The sequence below is a fragment of the Candidatus Nitrohelix vancouverensis genome (assembly GCA_015698305.1).
GTDB lineage: Bacteria > Nitrospinota > Nitrospinia > Nitrospinales > VA-1 > Nitrohelix > Nitrohelix vancouverensis.
The window spans coordinates 1333090-1352224 of record CP048620.1; the positions used below are offsets into that span (position 1 = coordinate 1333090).

The 19135-nt window shown below is 52.8% G+C and carries 20 protein-coding genes; 3 read left to right on the forward strand and 17 right to left on the reverse strand.

Features of this window, described 5'->3' with window-relative positions:
• Position 1 precedes the first annotated feature (1 nt).
• Positions 2–949 (reverse strand): glycosyltransferase family 2 protein, encoded by a 948-nt coding sequence (locus G3M78_06280; protein QPJ65016.1) that lies wholly within the window; start codon positions 947–949, stop codon positions 2–4.
• Positions 950–974: 25 nt separating this feature from the next.
• The gene (locus G3M78_06285) at positions 975–2585 is read right to left on the reverse strand and encodes a hypothetical protein (protein QPJ65017.1); all 1611 of its coding nucleotides are present in this window, start codon (positions 2583–2585) and stop codon (positions 975–977) included.
• A 163-nt stretch (positions 2586–2748) separates the two neighbouring features.
• Between G3M78_06285 and G3M78_06290 the strand changes: the two genes are divergently transcribed.
• Complete coding sequence (locus G3M78_06290; protein ID QPJ65018.1) at positions 2749–3510, forward strand: glycosyltransferase family 2 protein; 762 nt, start codon at positions 2749–2751, stop codon at positions 3508–3510.
• The gene (locus tag G3M78_06295; protein ID QPJ65019.1) at positions 3507–4382 is read left to right on the forward strand and encodes an NAD-dependent epimerase/dehydratase family protein; all 876 of its coding nucleotides are present in this window, start codon (positions 3507–3509) and stop codon (positions 4380–4382) included. The genes G3M78_06290 and G3M78_06295 overlap by 4 nt, the downstream gene beginning before the upstream one ends.
• Before the next feature lie 59 nt (positions 4383–4441).
• On the opposite strand, the gene G3M78_06300 is transcribed toward G3M78_06295, so the two are convergent.
• The 7 genes from G3M78_06300 to G3M78_06330 all read right to left on the reverse strand — a co-directional run bounded on the left by G3M78_06300 (position 4442) and on the right by G3M78_06330 (position 9442).
• Positions 4442–5116, reverse strand: a complete 675-nt coding sequence (locus G3M78_06300) for a glycosyltransferase family 4 protein (protein ID QPJ65020.1) — start codon at positions 5114–5116, stop codon at positions 4442–4444.
• A gap of 77 nt (positions 5117–5193) precedes the next feature.
• Positions 5194–5520 (reverse strand): hypothetical protein, encoded by a 327-nt coding sequence (locus G3M78_06305; GenBank protein QPJ65021.1) that lies wholly within the window; start codon positions 5518–5520, stop codon positions 5194–5196.
• Positions 5521–5567: 47 nt separating this feature from the next.
• On the reverse strand, positions 5568–5966 hold the full coding sequence (locus G3M78_06310; GenBank protein ID QPJ65022.1) for a DUF2304 domain-containing protein: 399 nt from the start codon (positions 5964–5966) through the stop codon (positions 5568–5570).
• Positions 5967–5972: 6 nt separating this feature from the next.
• Positions 5973–6695: a glycosyltransferase family 2 protein gene (locus G3M78_06315; GenBank protein QPJ66785.1), complete on the reverse strand. Its 723-nt coding sequence runs from the start codon at positions 6693–6695 to the stop codon at positions 5973–5975.
• A 437-nt stretch (positions 6696–7132) separates the two neighbouring features.
• The gene (locus G3M78_06320; protein ID QPJ65023.1) at positions 7133–7483 is read right to left on the reverse strand and encodes a cyclic nucleotide-binding domain-containing protein; all 351 of its coding nucleotides are present in this window, start codon (positions 7481–7483) and stop codon (positions 7133–7135) included.
• A gap of 303 nt (positions 7484–7786) precedes the next feature.
• A complete protein-coding gene (locus G3M78_06325; protein ID QPJ65024.1) occupies positions 7787–8191 on the reverse strand; it encodes a cyclic nucleotide-binding domain-containing protein in 405 nt (134 codons plus the stop codon).
• Between the two features lie 213 nt (positions 8192–8404).
• Entirely contained in the window at positions 8405–9442 is a 1038-nt protein-coding gene (locus tag G3M78_06330; GenBank protein QPJ65025.1) for a TIGR00730 family Rossman fold protein, read from the reverse strand.
• 81 nt (positions 9443–9523) lie between these two features.
• On the opposite strand from G3M78_06330, the gene G3M78_06335 reads away from it, so the two are divergent.
• Positions 9524–9724 carry a hypothetical protein gene (locus tag G3M78_06335; GenBank protein QPJ65026.1) on the forward strand — a complete coding sequence of 67 codons (201 nt, stop codon included), beginning with the start codon at positions 9524–9526 and terminating at the stop codon, positions 9722–9724.
• A gap of 6 nt (positions 9725–9730) precedes the next feature.
• Here G3M78_06335 and G3M78_06340 read toward each other — a convergent pair whose 3' ends face one another.
• The 8 genes from G3M78_06340 to mobB all read right to left on the reverse strand — a co-directional run bounded on the left by G3M78_06340 (position 9731) and on the right by mobB (position 19122).
• Positions 9731–10522 carry a carotenoid biosynthesis protein gene (locus G3M78_06340; GenBank protein QPJ65027.1) on the reverse strand — a complete coding sequence of 264 codons (792 nt, stop codon included), beginning with the start codon at positions 10520–10522 and terminating at the stop codon, positions 9731–9733.
• 1 nt (position 10523) lies between these two features.
• Positions 10524–11516 carry an NAD-dependent epimerase/dehydratase family protein gene (locus tag G3M78_06345; GenBank protein QPJ65028.1) on the reverse strand — a complete coding sequence of 331 codons (993 nt, stop codon included), beginning with the start codon at positions 11514–11516 and terminating at the stop codon, positions 10524–10526.
• 88 nt (positions 11517–11604) lie between these two features.
• Positions 11605–12645 (reverse strand): hypothetical protein, encoded by a 1041-nt coding sequence (locus tag G3M78_06350; protein QPJ65029.1) that lies wholly within the window; start codon positions 12643–12645, stop codon positions 11605–11607.
• 26 nt (positions 12646–12671) lie between these two features.
• Positions 12672–13151, reverse strand: coding sequence for a hypothetical protein (locus tag G3M78_06355; protein ID QPJ65030.1), 480 nt, complete (start codon positions 13149–13151; stop codon positions 12672–12674).
• Positions 13152–13329: 178 nt separating this feature from the next.
• Entirely contained in the window at positions 13330–14727 is a 1398-nt protein-coding gene (locus G3M78_06360) for an alginate export family protein (GenBank protein QPJ65031.1), read from the reverse strand.
• 180 nt (positions 14728–14907) lie between these two features.
• Positions 14908–16719 carry a VCBS repeat-containing protein gene (locus G3M78_06365; GenBank protein ID QPJ65032.1) on the reverse strand — a complete coding sequence of 604 codons (1812 nt, stop codon included), beginning with the start codon at positions 16717–16719 and terminating at the stop codon, positions 14908–14910.
• Positions 16720–16777: 58 nt separating this feature from the next.
• Entirely contained in the window at positions 16778–17998 is a 1221-nt protein-coding gene (locus G3M78_06370) for a molybdopterin molybdotransferase MoeA (protein QPJ65033.1), read from the reverse strand.
• Positions 17995–19122, reverse strand: a complete 1128-nt coding sequence (gene mobB, locus G3M78_06375; GenBank protein QPJ65034.1) for a molybdopterin-guanine dinucleotide biosynthesis protein B — start codon at positions 19120–19122, stop codon at positions 17995–17997. The genes G3M78_06370 and mobB overlap by 4 nt, the downstream gene beginning before the upstream one ends.
• Between the last annotated feature and the right edge of the window lie 13 nt (positions 19123–19135).

Consider the following 19135-nt stretch of genomic DNA (forward strand, 5'->3'; position numbering starts at 1 on the left):
CCTAGTCCTTGCGGTCCATATCGCTTTTCTTGAGGCGCAGTTGAACGTCTTCGAGCAATCGGCGGTTGATGGAAATCAGTTCGGCAACGATGCCCATCATGAGAATCTGGAAACCAACGATCAGAAGGATGGCGGATAGAATGAGCGATTGCACATGGCCTTCCGTCATGCCCTGGAAGAAAAAGAAAAGGTAGCGACAGCCGATGGCGAAGCCCAGAAAAAACACGATGCCGCCTGCGATGGTGAAGACCTTGAGCGGACGGTACATGGAATAAATTTTAATGACCGTGACCATCGTTTGCTTCAAATAAGAAGCGATGCTGGGAAAGAGTCGCGATTCACGCAGTTTTTCGTTCGTGCGGATGTCGACGTATTCCAGCGCGAGGTTGTTGTTGCCGGCGCTGATGAGGGTTTCGACCGTGTAAGTGAAATCGGACACGACGTTGATCTGCATCGCGCCTTCGCGGCTGTAGGCGCGAAAGCCGCAGGTAGCATCGGGCGCCTGCGTTCCTGAAATCTGCCGGACGAACCAACTGCCCAGTTTCTGCAGGAAAATTTTCCAGGGAGAAAAATGCCGGATGGTTTCGACGCGGCGATTGCCGACCACCATGTCGGCGCGGCCTTTCAAAATCGGTTCGATCAGTTTGGCGATGTCCGCGCCGACGTACTGGTTGTCGGCGTCGGTGTTGACGATGATGTCGGCGCCGAGTTCCAGCGATTTGTGAATCCCAAACAGGAAGGCTTTCGCCAGCCCCTTGTTCGAACCGAGGCGCAGGACATGGTCGACGCCGCAGTCTTTGGCGATCTGCGCGGTGCCGTCGCTACTGCCGTCGTCGATGACCAGCGTTTCGATGCAATCGACGCCGTCAATTTGACGCGGCAGGTCTTTCAGCGTCAAGGGGAGCGTGGTCGCTTCATTGAGACAGGGAATCTGGATGATGAGTTTCATGGTCTGCGCCAGGGCGATGACGGGTTCATGGGATGCGTTGGTAGATGCGTATCTTGTCGGCTCCGGTTGGCGAGAGCGTGCGTCGGAGTTGAATATCGTAAGAGTTGTTGATGCGTTTGACAGGCGCGTTCAAAACATATTTCCGATAGGAGCCTGATTGAATGATTCGTTCGGGCAAATGTATGTTGCGGTCGGATTCGCGGTCGGCGTTTTCAGGGAACCAATGGTCGCCGCGTAACACGATCCAGTCGGGTCGCGAATCGGGAGTCAGATCTTCGGGGCCGATCAGGTTCAATTCCGTGTGAAAGGCCAGCGACTCGGATTCGTTGTCAATATAACATGTTTCGCCGGGTTTTCCATGCAGGCGAAAAAAATCAATGACCTCGTCGAGCGGTCCCCGGTAAGGGTGCGCCAGTTCCTGCCAGTGGTGGTAATAGGCGGACCTCAATTGCGTTTCCCTCAAAAACGTATTGTAGGACGAGCGCTTGCGCAGTGTGTCGAATCGACTCTCAAGCGATTGCACGACAGGGCGCAGAGGCAGGAGCGGCGCGACGTGGAGCGCGTTGCTGGAGATCAGTATGAGAACGAGTCCCGATTGCAGGAGCGCCTTGTTGGGGAAGGCGTGGACGCAGACCAGAGCCAGGGCGATGCACAGGAAGGGCGTTCCGGCGGCGATGTACTGATAGAGCGGAATCGAATGCAACAGGCTGACGCCGATCAGACCCGCCATGCAAACTCCCAGGGTTTGAAGCAGGGGACGATGCGGGCGCAGTCCCTGCATCCACAAGCAGGGCAGTAGGAGCAAAGGAAAAATGGTATTATTGATCTGAAACAGATAGCCTGCGAACCGCATGGGTATCGCTCTGGGCGACGGGTCTACCAGAGCGCTGGCGTTTTGGTAAAATTGTGAAATATTGGAGAACACGGGAAGGATGACAATCAGCCAGGGGAGGGTGAGCAGGGCGATGATTCCTCCGGAGATCATGGCGCGTCGAAAATTTCCGGGTTGTAATTCGTTGCGGTGCAGGAACAGATGAAGCAACATTCCCGCGAGCAGTCCGGCGAACTCAACATACATGGTCTGAAAAAAAACGAAACAAACGATAATGAACGGAAGCGGACGCCAGCTTTTGTTTTCAAAAATTTTGAGATAAAAATACAGCATCAGAATGGATAGCAGGATCGGTAGCCCGACGTATCGCGCGGCGCGGAAGTACATGAGCGCAGGCGGCGATGAAGCGAGTAGCAGACCGGCAATCAACGCGGTGAGCCGGGAGCGAGTGTGTCGATAGGTCAGGGCGTAGAGCGCGAGGATCGATAAGAGACCGCAAAGCGCAAAGGGCAGTCGGGCCGCCAACTCGTTTTTTCCAAATAGCCAGAGCGACGCGGCTTGCAGGTAGTAGGGAAACCAGGTGCGATAGACGAACAGACCGTCGTACACATTGGCGTAGGGCATGGAGGTGAGGGAACCGTCCGAGTGAACCGGGACGCCATGTTCCAGAATCGTCGCGCTGACGAAAGTGTCGCCGCCCTCGTCGACCTGAAGCGCCGAATCGGATAGCCCCGGGAAAATCAGGAGCGAGGCGTAGAGTAGTAAAAGCAGTCGAGGAAAATGAAATTTGAGGGCAGATTTCAAAATGATTGAAATTCAGGGCTTTGTGAATAACAGGGAAAGTTTTTCCTCCCCGATGTCGTTAGGGAATAGTGAGCGCTGAATCTACGGGCGCAGGCGCGAATCCCATCGCGACTCATAATGGCATATCGGTAGAGTTGGCCGCAACATTAACCGATGGATCGGAATGAACGGTAAACAACCCAGATTATCGGTGGTGGTTCTCGCCTATCGCTCGGCAGATTCGATAGCGGCGTTTGTCGATGAACTGATCCCTGCGATTGAATCGGCGGAGCCTGACTGGGAAATGATCCTCGTCGGCAACTACCTCAAAGACAGCGCAGACCGAACGCCTGAGGTGGTGAGATGCATCGCGGAAAGCAACCCGCGCATTCGCTTTCTGGCCAAGGTCAAGCAAGGCATGATGGGCTGGGACATGCGGAGCGGGCTGGAAACGGCTTTGGGCGAGACCCTGGCGGTGATCGACGGCGATGGTCAGAACCCTGCGGAAGACATTGCGCGGGCCTATCGTATGCTGAAAGAAAGTTCGCTGGACATGGCGAAAACCTATCGGGTTCAACGCGACGACGGTTGGTATCGCCTCGTCATGTCGCGCGTTTACAATCTTGTATTCAGCGCCTTGTTTCCCGGAATGAATTGCCGGGATATCAATTCCAAACCCAAGCTGATGACGCGCGAGGCCTACGCCGCCCTGGATTTGCATTCGGACGGCTGGTTCGTCGATGCGGAGATCATGATTCAGGCGCGCCGACTGGGCATGTCGATTGGCGAATTGCCGACCGAGTTCAAGAGTCTGGAGTCGCGTCCTTCATTTGTAAAACCGATGACGACGCTCGCCTTCATCGCAAATTTGATCGGCTATCGATTGCTGGAATTTCGTTATTGCTTCAACAAGCCGGAAGCCTTTCGCTCAAAGCGCAAGCCATGAAGATTCTTTTGACCGGCGCCTCTGGCGGACTCGGCTCCGCCTTGTTGAGCCGCTTGCTGGAGGTCCCTGACCTGAAAGTGCGGGCCTTGATTCACAAGACTCCGGTCAACGATACGAGGGTAGAGACGGCGCATGGAGATATGGAGGACGAAGCCTCCTTGCGAGAGGCGACGCAGGGCATTGACACGGTCGTTCATCTCGCGGCGCTCACGCATTCGCCGAATCGCAGCGCTTATTTCAAAATCAACGAATACGGGACGGAACGCTTGATAGAAGCCTGCCGCGCATCCGGCGTGAGGCGTTTTATTTATATTAGCAGTCGGGCCGTCAATCCGAACGGCGGCGCGTATTCCGAAAGCAAGAGCAAGGCCGAGGCCTTGACGATGCGTTCCGGTCTGCGCTGGTTGATCCTGCGTCCGGGCGAAGTGTTTGGCGAAGGCGATGATCCGGTGCGCAAGCTGGCTCTGTGGGTCAAGCGGAGCTGTTGCGTTCCTGTGATCCGGCGCCCCTCGCCTCGATTGTCGCCGGTCTATATCGACGATGTGGTCGACGCGATGTTTGAGGCTGTCCTGCGCGACGATGTGGAGAATCTTTGTCTGACGCTGGCGGGTCGGGAAGCGATGGATTGGGAAAGCCTTGTGGATCGCTTGAGCGCGTTTTTCGGAAAGCGACCCGTCAAGGTTCCGGTCACGAAGACGATGTTGCGTTTCGCCGCCAGCCTGTTCACTCTGGCCGGTCGCCCCGGTCTGGTCCCGGATCAAATCCCCCGATTGTTCAGCGAGAAGGAAGAAGACGTTGCTCTCGCGCAGGAACATCTGAATTATAAGCCGCGTTCTCTGGAAGAAGGACTCCGCATCCTATTCCCCGCCTGAAGCCGTTCAGAGCCGCCCTGATTCGCGCGGGCATTTCCTTTTTCAATTCAAAATTTAATTCATAACGATTGGTAGAGCGTTCGGTATTGCTGGAGAATCGTTTCCCATGAGAAACCTGCGCGCACCGCGTCTTGAGCGGCGGCGCCCATTTCCTGTCGCGCCTTGCGGTCTGCGAGAGTTTCGATGCCGCGTTGCAAGGACTCCGGTTCGCCTTCGCAAAGAATCGCGCCGCTTTGTTCGGCGATGTCCGGGGCGATGCCGACGCGGGTGGCGACCAGCGGCAGTCCCGCGGCGGCGGCTTCGAGCAGGGGTTGAGAAAAATTTTCATAGAGGGAAGGGTAGAGGAACAGGTCGGCTGTCTTGTAATACTCTTTGAGTTCGGCTTTCGATTTGGGGCCGATGAAATGGACCTGATTCTCGATGCCCAGCGTGCGCGCCAGGCGTTTCAGTTCCTGAACATAGCCGCCCCGGGTGACGCTGGAGGTTTGCGCCTCTCCGCCGACGAGGGTCAATTCCCAGGGAATTGTGAGTTTGTGAACGGCGAGTAGAGCCAGTTCGAGTCTGCGCACGAGGGCGATGCGTCCGGCGAATAACAGTTTCAGGTGCGGCGATTCGGGGCGATGCGCCGTCGCGTCTGCGGCAACATCGATACCCATCGGGATGATGTGAATGTTTTGTTTTTCGATGCCAAACTCGACGGCGTCGTCGTATTCAAAGCGAGACGAAACGATCACGGCGTTTGCCTTGAGTGCGGCCCGTCTGGACGTGATGCGGTCGTAGAGTTGATAGGGGAATTGCTGAGCCGGAGAGCTCAGGTATTTCTTGTAGCCGAGCAGGGAGCCATGCGCGCTGAGGACGAAGGGGCGCTTATGTTTGCGGGCAAAAAAAAACCGGCGTCGGTCAGGAAGTTTCGGTAGTTGTGCGCGTGAAGAATATCAAAATCTTTCATGTCCCTAATGACGCCCGGGGCGAAGCTGTAGCGCATGAGCGGTAACAGGATGCGATGGCGCGAGACCTGAACGCGTTCCAGCGTTTCCGTCGAGGGCAGACGCGAGTCGACGTCGGCGTAGGTTGTGGATACGGGCGAGTGAACGCCTATGGCTTCAAGGCGGTTGGATATTTCAAATGCCTGATTCACGGGGCCGCAAACGAAAGGTAAAAAAGATTCGATCGTTCTTAAAATAGTCAAAGCGGTTCGATCCGGGGAGGCGGCGACTGGGCATTTTCTGCAGTCACTTGTTTTTCCAGATTTTCCTTTTCGTGGTACAGGATTCCAATGTGTTGGCTGAGGGTGCGCACCTGATTGGTCAGAACGGAGATGCGGATCGAAAAATGCAGACAGATGATGACAAGAAAGGTCAGCCCAAAGAAAAACAGCGTCGAGGTGAACAGCGTCGAGCCGACGGTTTTGGAAACCCACATCAGCAAGTCTTCGGAGACGGACAGCAGGAGCATCAGAGAACCGGTGACCAGCCAACCGATGGAATATTCTTCGTTCAGACGTTTTCTGCGCACCAGCTCAAAAACATAAGCGACGATGAAGATGCAGATCAGTATGGAAATGATTCGTATTCGAGGAGGCATGGGATTCTAGACCGATGGTTTCTGGCGCAATACCGTGACAAAAATCGATAAAAACATTTTCAAGACGTAGTACAGAGGCTTGTGTCCGTGGTGCATGGATTTGTTATTCGGCATCGGGTTCATACGAACCGGAATTTCTTTCATCTTGATTCCAGAACGATGGATCAGGATCAGAAAATCCGCGTCCGGGTAATCCGGCGGATAATAGCCGCTGGCCACCAGTCGGATGGCTTTTCCCTTCAAGGCCTGAAAACCGGAGGTCGGGTCGGTGACCTTTTGTCCGCAGAACAGGGACGCCAGCATCCTGAAAATCGTGATGCCAATTTTTCTGAAAAAAGGACTTTGATAGGTTCCGCCGTTTAAAAAACGCGAACCGATAATGACCTCTGCGTCTCCGGTTTGTAATTCATTATAGAGTTTCATGATCTCAGCCGGGTCGTGTTGACCGTCCGCGTCGATCTGGATGATCTGCGTGTAACCGTTTTGCAGGGCATAGATGAAACCGGTTTGCAGGGCGACGCCGTAGCCAAGATTGTAAGGCAGACTGACGACGAGAACTCCAAGTTCTTTTGCCACTTTATCCGTTCCATCGGAGGAACCGTCGTTGACGACTAGAATGGAAAACTGTGGCGCGTGTTGGCGAATGCCCTGGATGACTGGACCGATGTTATCTTTCTCGTTGAAGGCGGGAATGATTACGATTGTTTTCGGCTCGTCCGTCTTGGGCATGAATGGTTTGTCGTTGAAAGCGCAGGGTTCGGTAGAGGTTTCGACCGATTTTAAAGGGAGACCTTGCCGTTTCTTCTTTGGTTCCTGTTCTATCACGACAGGTGATTCCATAGCGGAATGATCTTTAAAGTGAAATAAAAGGAAACTATCGGCAGTTTTTTTTAGCTTCAAAAAAACACGCCGGATTCAATATGGAAGAATGTAAACTCTGCCATAGTTAAATTTACGGAAAGGCGAGCAATAAACTTAATTGCTAAATTTTATTCTACGTCAACGGAGCGGCGTTGTACATAGGAAGAAGGAGAATTGAGGATTGAAAATTCGGCTTTTCCAAAGAAAACAGGGCTTGAATAAAAACGAAAATATTTTGGAGGGTAGGCGTGGATGGAAGTCGTTTTGTTTAAAAACAAGGGGGCGAAGCGCCCCCTTTTTATATTTTATGCGGCGACCGTTTTCTGAATCGTATTCCGCAAACGGGTCGTAAGCACTTTAAGGAGAGGGATCAACGCTTGAGGATTGCGTTCGGCCAGTCCCTCAAAACTTTCCCGGCTCAGAACGCTGATGGCCCCGTCTTCCAATGCTTTGACGGTTGCAGACCGCGCTCCGCCATCAATCAGTCCCATTTCTCCAAAAATATCCCCGGTTTTCAAGACGCCGAGCACGGAGCTTGTACCATCCGGGTTCTTGCGCGAGACCTCAAAGCGTCCCCTTTCAATAATGAATGCGCAATCGCTGTAGGTTCCCTCATTAAAAATGATATCGTCTTTTTTTACCCTAAGGATAGACATTGCATTCTCCTACGGTTTTAGATGAATCTTGGATCGCGCCCCTTACTACTATAATTATATAAGCAAAAATGGTGCCAAAATTTAATATTGAGGGGTCGGGCTTACATTCCCTTGAAAAATAAGGGGAGGAGGAGTGCATATTGGGAGCTGGATTCCGGGGATCGGATAAAAATGGATAAATGTTTATCCTTTTTTGTCCGTCGGGCGCTCCAAAGAGCCGTTTTGAGATAAGAAAAGAATAATTAATTCAATTGGCTAGCCCTGGAGTTCCAACTTTGCGGCTTTTTTATACGAATTATGTCTTCAATTGAGTTGAACCTCTACTTTTCTGCGATCATTGCCCGGTAATTTGTATCCCGACTTTAACAAAGCCAGTGTTTCTCTGAGGCGATTGGACAATATTTTGATAATAGGTATCAGCGCTTCCGGGTTGATAGTTTTCAATTCATCGAAGGATTCCCTTGAAATCATGAAGATTTCGCTGTCCTCGATGGCGACGGCGGTGGCGGCTCGGGGCATGCTGTCAATGAGACCCATTTCCCCAAAAATGTCATTTTCTTCAAGAACTCCAAGGCTGACCTTGCAGTCTTCTGACACCTGCTCGAGAATTTCCACGCGACCGGAATGGATGATATAAGCGCAATCTGCATAGTTCCCTTGATTGAAAATGACAGCCCCCTTTTTGACAGCAATTTTTTTACTGGTCATAGCATTTTGCCTCCACAAGGATGAACTTCGATACATCGAACTATGCAATTCGAAGACCAAAAATAAGCGGTTTTTAGAGGGAGGCTGAAAACTCGCTAAAATTCAGGGCTATTGAAAGTATAAAAAATTTCAGGCTTTAGCAATCTTAGGATAATCAGGAAAGGAGCGTGTAGGAAATATCAAAATATCAGACGGGGTGTGAAATATAATGGGTCATTTCATTTTCGCGTTGATGTCCCATATCATCTCTACCAGACGCCCAAAACTTATTTTGTCGAAATGAAAAACAAGACGAAACAGCTCCGTGTCCTCGTCATTTTCGATTTCTTCAGGGAAGGGGTCGGCGGATGCAATGGAGCCTGAAGACAGCAAATCCGAATAAGTGTCGTTCAAATACTGGATCAGGTTCTGCGGCAGGGGGGCGGTGAATTTCAGCAGGGTCTGCTTATGAAGATAGCGCAGAGAATGATAGACATGGTAGAAATCGCAAATCATTTGCGCCGCTTCGTCGGCGGAATGGGTCACGCGGATCAATTTTGAATCGTTCGTGGAGATGAATCCCGTTGCGCTCAGGCTAAGTTCAATCGCGTTCAGCCAGTGGCTCCAGTAACTTCCGCCCTCGGGCTCGACGAGGATGATGGGGCGGGGCAGACATTTCCCCGTTTGCAGAAGAGTCAGGCTTTCGAAACCTTCGTCGAGAGTGCCGAAGCCTCCGGGAAAGACGACGGTTGCGCTGGACTCTTTGATGAAAAAAAGTTTTCGGGTGAAAAAATATTTGAAGTGGATGGATTTAACGTCGTCGCAAATGAATCGGTTGGCGCTTTGTTCAAATGGAAGTTTGATATTGATGCCGAAACTGCGCTCCCGGCCCGCGCCTTCATTGGCGGCGGCCATGATGCCAGGGCCTCCGCCGGAAACGACCATGTAGCCCTGGCTTGTGATTTTTTGCGCAAACGCTTTGGCGAGATGGTAAGCCGGATCGGTTTCTGGCGTTCGGCTGGAGCCGAAGACGGAGACTTTTCGCGTCTCGCGATAGGGAATGAAGATGCGGAAGGCGCGGCGCAGTTCTTTGACCGTCGTGTTCATTAATTTATAGTCGCCGCGATCATCATGCTCCGCTCCCATTTTGACCACGGTAGATATAATTTGTCGTAGCCATTCCTTGCATCGATGGTTGCCGACCAGCGCAACGAGTTCATCAATCAGTTGATTGGCTTTTTCCGGGTCGAATTTATCGTTAATTGGAGGCATGGAGTCGTTAAAATTATGTTTTCTGCATCAAACTATTGGTACAATCCCTGAATATTTTATCCCTCTCACTCAGATGATTGTATGAATGAAAAAATAATGATCTTTTCCATACTGGCCATTTTGGTAGTAGGTTTTGTTGGCGTCTTGTTCATGGCGATTCCGTGGTTGAACTATTACGATGGGGCAAGCTGGGATGTGATTCTCATCGATAATTTTCTGGTTCTTCTGGGCGCCTCCGTTATCGGTTTTGGGCTGTACATCTTCGTCAATCATCTGCAGTGATCCTTCTCAGGCAGGGCGCTTTGTTTTGTTTATTTTATAAAACAGGGTTCCCAGGATCGCCGCAGTCCAGCCCAGACCGCACAGACCCATGACCATTTCGCCGATATAAAACGTGACGGCCAGATTGAAGGCGAGAACGCAAAGATAAAGAGCCGGCCCCCACAGCGCCTGAAACGGGTATTCTTTGTCGGGAAGCGGCCAGCGTTCACTCAGGCGCCGATTGACTCGCGTGAAGCAAAACAGGATGGCGCTGCCGACGATGAACCAGCCGGCAAAATTGGTCAATGGAATATTGAAATACTCCCCCTCCTCCTGATAGGTATAGATCTTCCCGAGAAACCAGCGGTCTCCCTGAAACGCGACGGGGTCGATCACGACGTCCATCAGCATGAAAAACAGCGCGCCGAGAAAAACGGTGGGTAGGGAATTTTCAATGACCGGATCGCGCTTGATGCGCAGGTCCCATCCCTCGCCCTTCAGTTGTGATCGCATGAATAAAGCCATGCTGTAACCAATGAAAGCCAGGAACGAGTAGGATAGCGAGTCCATGAAGGGCACATTGGAAATCCATAATTCCTGATCGCGCGTCGTGTCGATATAGCTGTAAAAGCCATAGGGAAAGCCGTTGCGCGTGGAGGAATACTCAGATAAAAACGCGATGCAATATGCCATCACGGTGAACAGGAGCGAACGCCTCCAACCCATATGACAAACGGCGATGATCAGGTAGGTGGCGAGAAAGGCGAAGACATAGGGGCGTAGCAATACGGTGCCCCAGAGCAGGGAGAGGATTTCCATTTCAGTTTTTGCTGTAGTTGTTTTGGCGAAACCATTCGATGGCGCGCATCAGGGCCTGTTCCACCGGTTGTTGAGGCAAGCCGAGTTCGCGCACGGCTTTGGACGGATCAAAATACATATGGTATTTGGCCATTTTGACGCCCGCCAGCGGAACGGCTGGAGGCGCGTGTGTGAGGTAATTCGAAATCCATTCGCAGGCCATTCCCGTCGCATGAGCGACCCAGTAGGGCATTTTAACCGATGGCGCGGACAGTCCGGTCAGCGCTTCAAGAGCGAGCAGGATCTCCCGCAGGCTCATGTTGCGGTTGCCGAGGATATAACGTTCCCCTGGGGTTCCGCGCGTTTCTGCGAGGAGGTGGCCGCGCGCGCAATCGTCCACGTCGATCAGGTTCAGTCCTGTGTCGACATAAGCGGGCATTTTTCGATTGAGGAAATCCAGAATGATTTTACCCGTAGGGGTCGGTTTGAGATCGCGAGGGCCGACAGGGGCGCTGGGATTGACGATCACCACGGGTAGCGAGTCCGAATTGAACTCCAGAGCGATTTGCTCGGCCTGGTATTTTGAAATTTTATAATCGTTGCTCAGCGTCGCCGGATCAAAGGGAGCGTCTTCGTTCGCCGGGGTTTTGTCAGCATGCAGACCGATGCAACCCACCGTGCTGGTGTAGACCACTTTGCCGACTCCCGCCTGTCGCGCGGCTTCCAAAATATTGCGCGTTCCCTGAACGTTGATTTCGTAAATCAGGTCTTTGTTCTTGTCCCACAAGCTGTAATAAGCGGCGACATGATACAGCGTTTCGCATCCCGCAAGCGCGGACCGCAAGGATGCAGGGTCGCGCAAATCGCCCTCCACACGTTCCACTTCCAGACCCTGCAGATTGGCAAGGTCGGCGTCGCGGCGCGCCAACACGCGCACGTCCCGGCCCTCCTGCAACAAGGCGCGAGCAACGGCAGAACCGAGAAAGCCTGTGGCTCCGGTCACCAGCGTTTTCATGTGAGAGGAGCCGTCAATAGCTTGGGGAGTTGTGATGAATCAGTCGCATCAATCCAGATCAGGGGATGTTTCGAAGGCATTCAATCGTTTAAAGAAAGATTTTGATATCGGCGGACTTCCTCCACTCCGCGAGGTTGTCTTCGATCTGCTTCTGGGTTTCCATCTTGAGCAGGTGGTTGAGAATCGTGGACTCGACTTCCTTGAAAGGCACAGGGCGACTGGGGATTTTCTCGGTCAATTTGAAAATATGATAGCCGGATGGGGACAGTACCGGCGAGCTGACTTCATTCGGCTTCAACTTGGAGATCGCCATGGCGATCTCAGGCTGGACCTGATCGAGCGGCAGATTTCCCAAATCGCCTCCCTTGGAGCGACTGGCCTCGTCTTCTGAATAGGTCTTGGCCAGCTCTTCAAAATTCCCGCCGGCTTTCAGTTTTTTTTGAACGGTCTCAATGGTTTTCTTCGCTTCTGAGTTGACGCGGGCAATCATTCTCTTCGCTTTGCCCGCATCTTCAGGGCTATCGTATGCGTCCTTGGGCGCCTCGACGGTCGCGGTGAAAATATGGCTGACGCGATATTGCTCCGGTTCCATAAACGAGGCGGTGTTCTCGTTATAAAATTTCAAAGGCGCCGCATCGTCGAGCTTGACCTTGGGGACGATCACTTCGCGGATGTATTCCTCATTCGTCAATTGCCGGTCAATTTTCTGTTCCAGAGTATCCAGAGTGAGGCGCTGGACTCCGAGAGCGTGCATGAACAATTCTTCGCTGGGGAACTGGCTTTTAATATGCTCGATTTCCGTCTGAATTTTTTCCCTGGAAATCGAGATATTCATTTCTTTGCCTTTTTGGCGAAGCAATTCCTGATCAATGGCCTTCATTAAAACGCCGCGCAGAATCTCTTCCTCATCCGCATCGGGAATGTTGTGGCCCTGCTGAGAGGCAATCAGTTTGAATGCGGTCATTTCCCGTTCCAGCAACTGGGCGGAAAGGGGAGCGCCGTTCACGGAAGCGACAATGTCAGGAAGCGGTTTGCCTTTGATCAAATATGGCTCCGCGCCAAAGGCCTGGGCAGTGAATGAGAAGAGACAAAATATTGAAATTATAAACTTGCTCGATACGTTCATCATTTTCTTTCAGTCTGGAAAGCCCGCAGTCAGTTGGCGCTTTGTTCCCATGCAAGGGAAGCTACATTACGGGCAAATTGTGGAAAGGGTTGGTAATAGGCGCGAAAGGCCCCGGATTTTTCAGTTGCCGGGCGCTCGCTCCAGGTATTAGCAGTGAAAGATTCGAGGTCCTGAATTGAAACCAATCGATCGTCTTTCTTTACGATCACAAGGAGGCCTCTGTCCTTGGCGAAATTCCGGTCTCCATAAAGGGTGACCGTAGCGCCCTCAGGGCCGGTCAAGTCTGCTGTGTAATAGCCATCTAGAAAGTAATGTGAGAATTCGGTGAAATCAGGCGTGTCGAATGCGGGGCTGAACGTGATGAATTCAGAGCAATGCCCGCAAGAGCCGTAGTAGTGTTCGCTTTTTTTCCAGAGTTTCAGTTGGGCTTCTGGAGCGGCCCAGGCGGATCCATTAAAAAGGACCATGAGAGAGATCAAAAATCCCAAGCTTCTAATTGTAATATTCATCGGGGAAGCCTCCAAAGAGGTAAGCTGGACGACAATTATGCGGCAACATTGCCTGAGTTATTTTTTTATTATACTTAGTTTGAGAGAGGCAAACAAATTTTTGAAGGGGATTTGCGGGAGGGGAAGGCAAAAAAAAACCCGGCGGTTGCCCGCCGGGTTTTCGTAAAACTTAAGGCAATTAGAACTTTACATCCATCATTACGTAAGCCCAGCTGGCTTCGTCACGATCTTTGAAGTTCGCAGCCGTACCGCCGCCGAGGAGCTCGCCGCCGAGGTCATCTGCCCAGAAGTGGGAGTAACCGAGGGTGAATCGAGTGCTGGAGCTGTACTGATGAGCTACCGTGATATCAAGCTCTTCACCGATGTGGGATTCGCCGTTGTTAGCCGCTACAGCAGTTCCGCGGGTTGCATATGCATCTTCTGCCGTCCAGAACATATGGAGGTCAGCGTTAACAGTGAGGTCTTTCATCGGGCTAGCCGCCGCTTTAATTGCGAAGTCTTGCAGACCCAAGCCTTTAACAGCGTCCGCTTGAACAGAAGTTGCGCCGTTTCGAGACGTGGTACCAATGTTCAAGAAGCGATCCATGAAACCGTAGAACTTATGGCCGGTGTCAAACAGCGTGTCGAAAGAAGCAACGGTGTCTTCAGCAACGTCGGTTGCATCCGTACCAGAGAGGTAGTCATACCACAAGGTTACTTTTACCGGACCGAGGTCTCGGCCAACTCGCAGACCGAACATATAAGCCTGACGCTCAGCATCTCCGCCCATCAGGGTGCGGTTACCAGCGTTGGTGCCGTCGCCGAACTGATAGTAGAACTCACCGCGGTAGTCAAAGCCTGCGATGTTGCCAGCTTGACGCGCGCCGATCGTTTGCATGTAGCCGCCATCGTTTTGAACTGCGGTTGCAGAACCTTCGGTGATTACATAGTACAGGGAAAGAGCGCCGCCGCCGATGCCGCGGAAGTTACCCCACAAAATGTGAGCCGCTTGATCGTTGGCGTCGTTGTTTGCTTCCGTACCATCATCCTGAACTTGGCTGTAGATATAAGCCAGGGTGTGGTCGCCATGGGTGTGGGTCAGGCGAACTGCGTCATGCGATTGCGCGCCTGCGGTCCAACCCGTGTTGCCGAGCAGTCGATGACCGTCGAGAACAACTTCCTGACGACCGACTTGTACGTCAACCGGCATGTCGTAGAAATTTTTCAGCGTGAAATAAGCCTGATGCACACCAACATCCGAGAGGGTGTCGTTAGCAACGTTGGCATTACGAGAGCCGCCGTTAGCGTTGTCCTGTGCGCCAGCAGTTGCCGCCGCCGCCGTGTCGCCAAATCGACCGACGCTTTGGAGCTGGATGAATGCGCTGGTTTTGTCGTCAATGTTTGCTTTTGCATTCAAGCGAATTCGAGTGTTGATGCTCGAGTCAGCTTTGGTTGCATCATTGAAGTCTCGATCTTGATACTCATATCGAGGACGCAGTTGACCGCTAAACTCAACCCCTGCCGCCGCCGCGATTTCAGCGCCAACAAAGGTTCCGGCCAACATCATAGCCCCAACCATTAAAAAAGATTTTTTCATGCTTGTCTCCTCCAAGAAGATGTGTCTGCAAAGTTACTGCTGTTTATATTTAATGCCTTGATTTGTTTGGGCAAAAATAAACTCAATTTGGTTGAAAATTATACCGTTAGATGCAAGCAAAAGCAATATTTTTTTTGCATGCAATGGCATATTTTTGCCCTGCCGGTAGGATTGAGCTTTTCAATCATTCCAGCGGTACTTAAATAACGTACTGCGTTTTGTTTCTCCGGGAGCGGTTCCTGTTACAGTGGCCACTACCAAATGCTTCCCTGACTCGCCGTTATCAATCACTTGATAGCCAGCCAGGTACCCTTTTTGCTTTTTGGTTTCGTAAACTTTTTCGAAACCTTCTCTGGTGGCCTGTAACAGTACCAGACTGCTGTTATTGATAATCACCATGCGGGACAGCAACGCGCCTCCCAAACGGTGATTCTTCGGTAACAGCAGATACCGAGACCCTTTATGCCGGATCAACTCCAGCCTGCTACGGTATTGAACCGGCTCGCCTTCGCGGACTATGCCAGAAACATCTTCTCTGACGCCAACGCTGATCTGCCGTGGATCATGACCATAGTATTCGTCTGATTTTACAATTAATCTTCCGTCGGAGGAATATACCCTCAGGTGGAAATCATTGTCAAGAAATAATGTGTCCTTTTCCTTTTTGTTGGTCAGGTGCCCTTGCGTCAATCCATAGAGAATGAATTCGAATCCGTACTTTTCAGGTAGGCGCAACGCTCCTGCGGGAGCATAGCCGCTCCCGTTGAATTCTAAAATTTCTACGGGTCCGTTGAAGGGGTCGTGAAACCCTGAAGTCTGCGATACCAGTTGCGTGGGAGCGTCGAGGGGGCGGAGGACGCGATAATAGCGCTTCTCATCCTGCGCCAGCGCGCGGAAGCGGTTGCCGTCCACTTCGAGAATGAAGGAAGCGAGTTTGTTGTCGGCTTCGGCGCTGACAAAGATTTCGTCGCGTCCGTTCTTGTTGAAATCACCCACGTCCACGCTGATGAAATTCAGCGATGCGTCCGGGGCGTTGAACATCGCCAGCTTTTTAAACTTGTCTCCTGACGGGTCGAGAATGATCACGCGCTTGTCGGTGATGACAACGAGATCTTTTTTTCCGTCTCCATTCACGTCGCCGACATCCAAGTCGAGGATTTCAAGATTGAAGGATTGGCGCGTTTCGTATTCCAGCATTTCTTTGGGCGCGATTTGGCGCTGGGCGGCGACAGGCGGGGCCTGAACGCGTGGTCTATCGCCTTGCTCGGGCAGTTCGCGCGCAAGGATGCGGGCCTGTTTTTTCACGCTTCCGTCTCTGGCGGAATGCAACTGGTAGTTGAGCACGGTTTGTTCTTTAACCTGATTCACCTCGGGGACGAGGATGAAGTCGACATCCACTGAAGCTCTCAGCTTTTCCAGATTCCCGGCTTCCAGCAGACGGGGCAGATCGAGATTGTTTTCCAGCATCCAGAGACCCAGCTCGAAGGTGGAGGTCTCAAAGCGCGGACGTTGCGCAAGGCTTTGTTGCAGGTTGACTTGCAATTGTTGACTGTCGATTTTTTTCGAACTTCGGTTGCTCGGCGGGGCGATCAGCAGTTTGATTTGCTGGAAGGGCAGTCGGACGCCGTCGCCCGCCAGCGCCTTCGTCGCCGGGTCCAGCGTGTGGGCCGTGCTGAAGTCGGCGCGCACGTCGAGCAGAACCACTTCTCCGAGATCGGTTTCCTTGCGTCCAATTTTCTTTTTGGTGACGGGGTGGATGATGTCGTCGCCGTAGCGTATCAACTTCAATCGATCGCCGGGTTTGATGTCCTGCCCGAGTTTGAGATCGAGGATGAGTTGGTCGCCTTCGACGGAGACGACGTAGCCTTCGCGTTCCGGGAACAGGGCTTCGATCTGCGTCGCCAGTTTGTCCACCGCCGCCCGGTCCTGGGCATGGCTCAGCGCGGGCAACAAGATCGAGATGAGAATGAAGCAACGCGTTAAAATTTTCATGATCGCGGAGGGCGTCATCATCGTTCTGATAAATGGGGTCGGATTCATACGGCGTCGTTCAGGATTGTTCCAGCAGTTGAACGGACACGGTTTCTCCTGCTTCGATGCGGGTCGATTCCAATGGGAAGATCATCAGGCTGTTGGCTTGCGAGGCGGACTTCAGAATCCCCGATCCCTGCTCGCCCGCAGGCGTCACGGTGTAGCCGTCTTTTTCCCAAGTGGTGATCGAACTGAGAAAATGCTGGCGTCCGGCTTTTTTGCTGACGGCCTGGCTGAGGCGCGCTTGCACGACGGTTGCCTTCAGATTGGGGTTGCCTGCCATTTTCTTGATCGAGGGGCGCACGAATTGTTCGAAAGAAACAAATGAAGAGACCGGGTTGCCGGGCAGGCCGAAGACCGGGGTTTCTCCAATGCGTCCGAAGGCCAGCGGTTTGCCGGGCTTCATGGCGACTTTCCAGAACAACATTTCCTGCCCCATTTTTTTGAGACTGGCTTTCACGAGGTCGTAGTCGCCCACCGACACGCCGCCGGATGAAACGACGAGGTCGCATTGCAGAGCGGTTTGGAATTTTTCCATCAGATCGGCTTCGGTATCGCGGGCAATGCCGAGGTAATGCGGTACGCCGCCTGCGGATCGAATCTGCGCGGACAGCATGTAGCCGTTGCTGTTGTAGATGCAGGGGCCTTCGGGCTGATCGTCGAGGTCGAGAATTTCGTCTCCGGTGGATAGAATGGCGACGGTGGGTTTTCTGCCGACATAGATTTGCGAGCGTCCGACCGTCGCCATCATGCCGATGTGCGCGGGTTGGATGCGCGCGCCTTTGGGGATCACCACCTCTCCGGCCTTGACGTCTTCTCCTGCGTCGCGAATATTTTCATGAAGATCGGCGCGATCCTTCACCAGCAATTGATCTCCGTTGCGATCGGTGTCTTCCTGCATGATTACGGCGTCGGCCCCGGCGGGAATGGGCGCGCCGGTCATGATGCGCATGGCCTGCCCCGATTTTATGGCGTCGCCCTGCGCGGTGTAGCCGGCGGCGACTTCTCCAACGACAGTCAAGGGGACCGGGGCCTCCGGCGTCGCCGACTCGATATCGGCGGCGATGAGAGCGTATCCGTCCATCGCCGAATTGTCCATCGGCGGGTTGTCGCGTCGCGCAACGATATCTTCCATCAGCGTTCTGCCCAGCGCTTCGGTGATGGATATTTTTTCCAGGCCTTTGAATTCGATTCTTGAAAGGATGATTTCAAGCGCCTCTTCTACTTTGATCGTGCTCATTCTTTGGGGTTCTCCTGTTCCCGCCGGACGCGGGCGAATTCATACTCTTCGGGAGTATTGGCGTTCATGAACTGAGGCCGGGACTCCGGCGCGATTTTGACTTCTTTAAACGGAAACTGGTGAATGATGCGTTTGAGCGACAACTCGCGCCGCGACATGGCTCCATATAAAGGAGAAATGAATTTGGGTTCGTAGATGGCGCACATCGGTTCGTAACTCAGGTTGCCTTTCTGCACGAAGCAGGTGCCGTAGCGCAGGGGGTCGCGCGCGTTGACGATGCTGACGAAATTGTCTTCGGTCAGGAAAGGCATGTCGCAGGCCACCACCATCCAGGCTTTGCCGGGGTGACGTCCCATCAGGGTCGCCAGGCCGCCGACGGGGCCGAGGTCGATATGCTCGTCGTCGATACGCTCGATGTGATTGAGGTGCGAGAGCGTTTCGGTTTCCTGCGAGGCGCGCGATGAGAAATAAACTTTTTCGCAATGACGCGACAAGATGTCCGCCATGCGCTCCGCTTCTGATTTTCCATTATAAGTGAGAGAAAATTTGGGCCGTCCCATGCGCTTGCTCTGTCCGCCGATGAAGACGGCGCCATAAAGCGGCGCGGAGCGCGCTCTGAAATGATCGCGCACAAACTGGTAGATGCCGTCGATGTCGTCGCGGTGAAAATGCGGTCGGTTCGCCGCGTCTTTTTCGGGAGCGGTTCCCTGGTGGATCAACGCCTTGATGTTCGGGCTGTCGCTGGGGATCGGCATCTTGCCGTCGGCGTCGACAAAAACGATTTTATCGTAGGGCGATTTTTTATAGCCTTCGATCAGGATGCAGTCGCATTGCTCCAGCGCGTGCGTGACCGTTTGCTGTTTGAATTCGTCGTGCGCGACGACGGCGAAGTGGCGCGGATCGTTGATGGCGATGATCCCGGCGCCTGCGTGAAAGCAACGATGGGTGTCTTTGCCTTCCTTGTCCATGCTGAAGCGATGGGCGTCGTGCTTGTAATAGCCGACCCGCGTTTGATCCGCGTGGAAACGCTGAATCAGTTTTTCAAGCAGGGTGGTTTTTCCCACTCCTGAAAAACCGGCAAAGCAAAGAAAGGGAGTTTTGAATTGAACCCAGTAATGATCCATTAACAGACTCAGA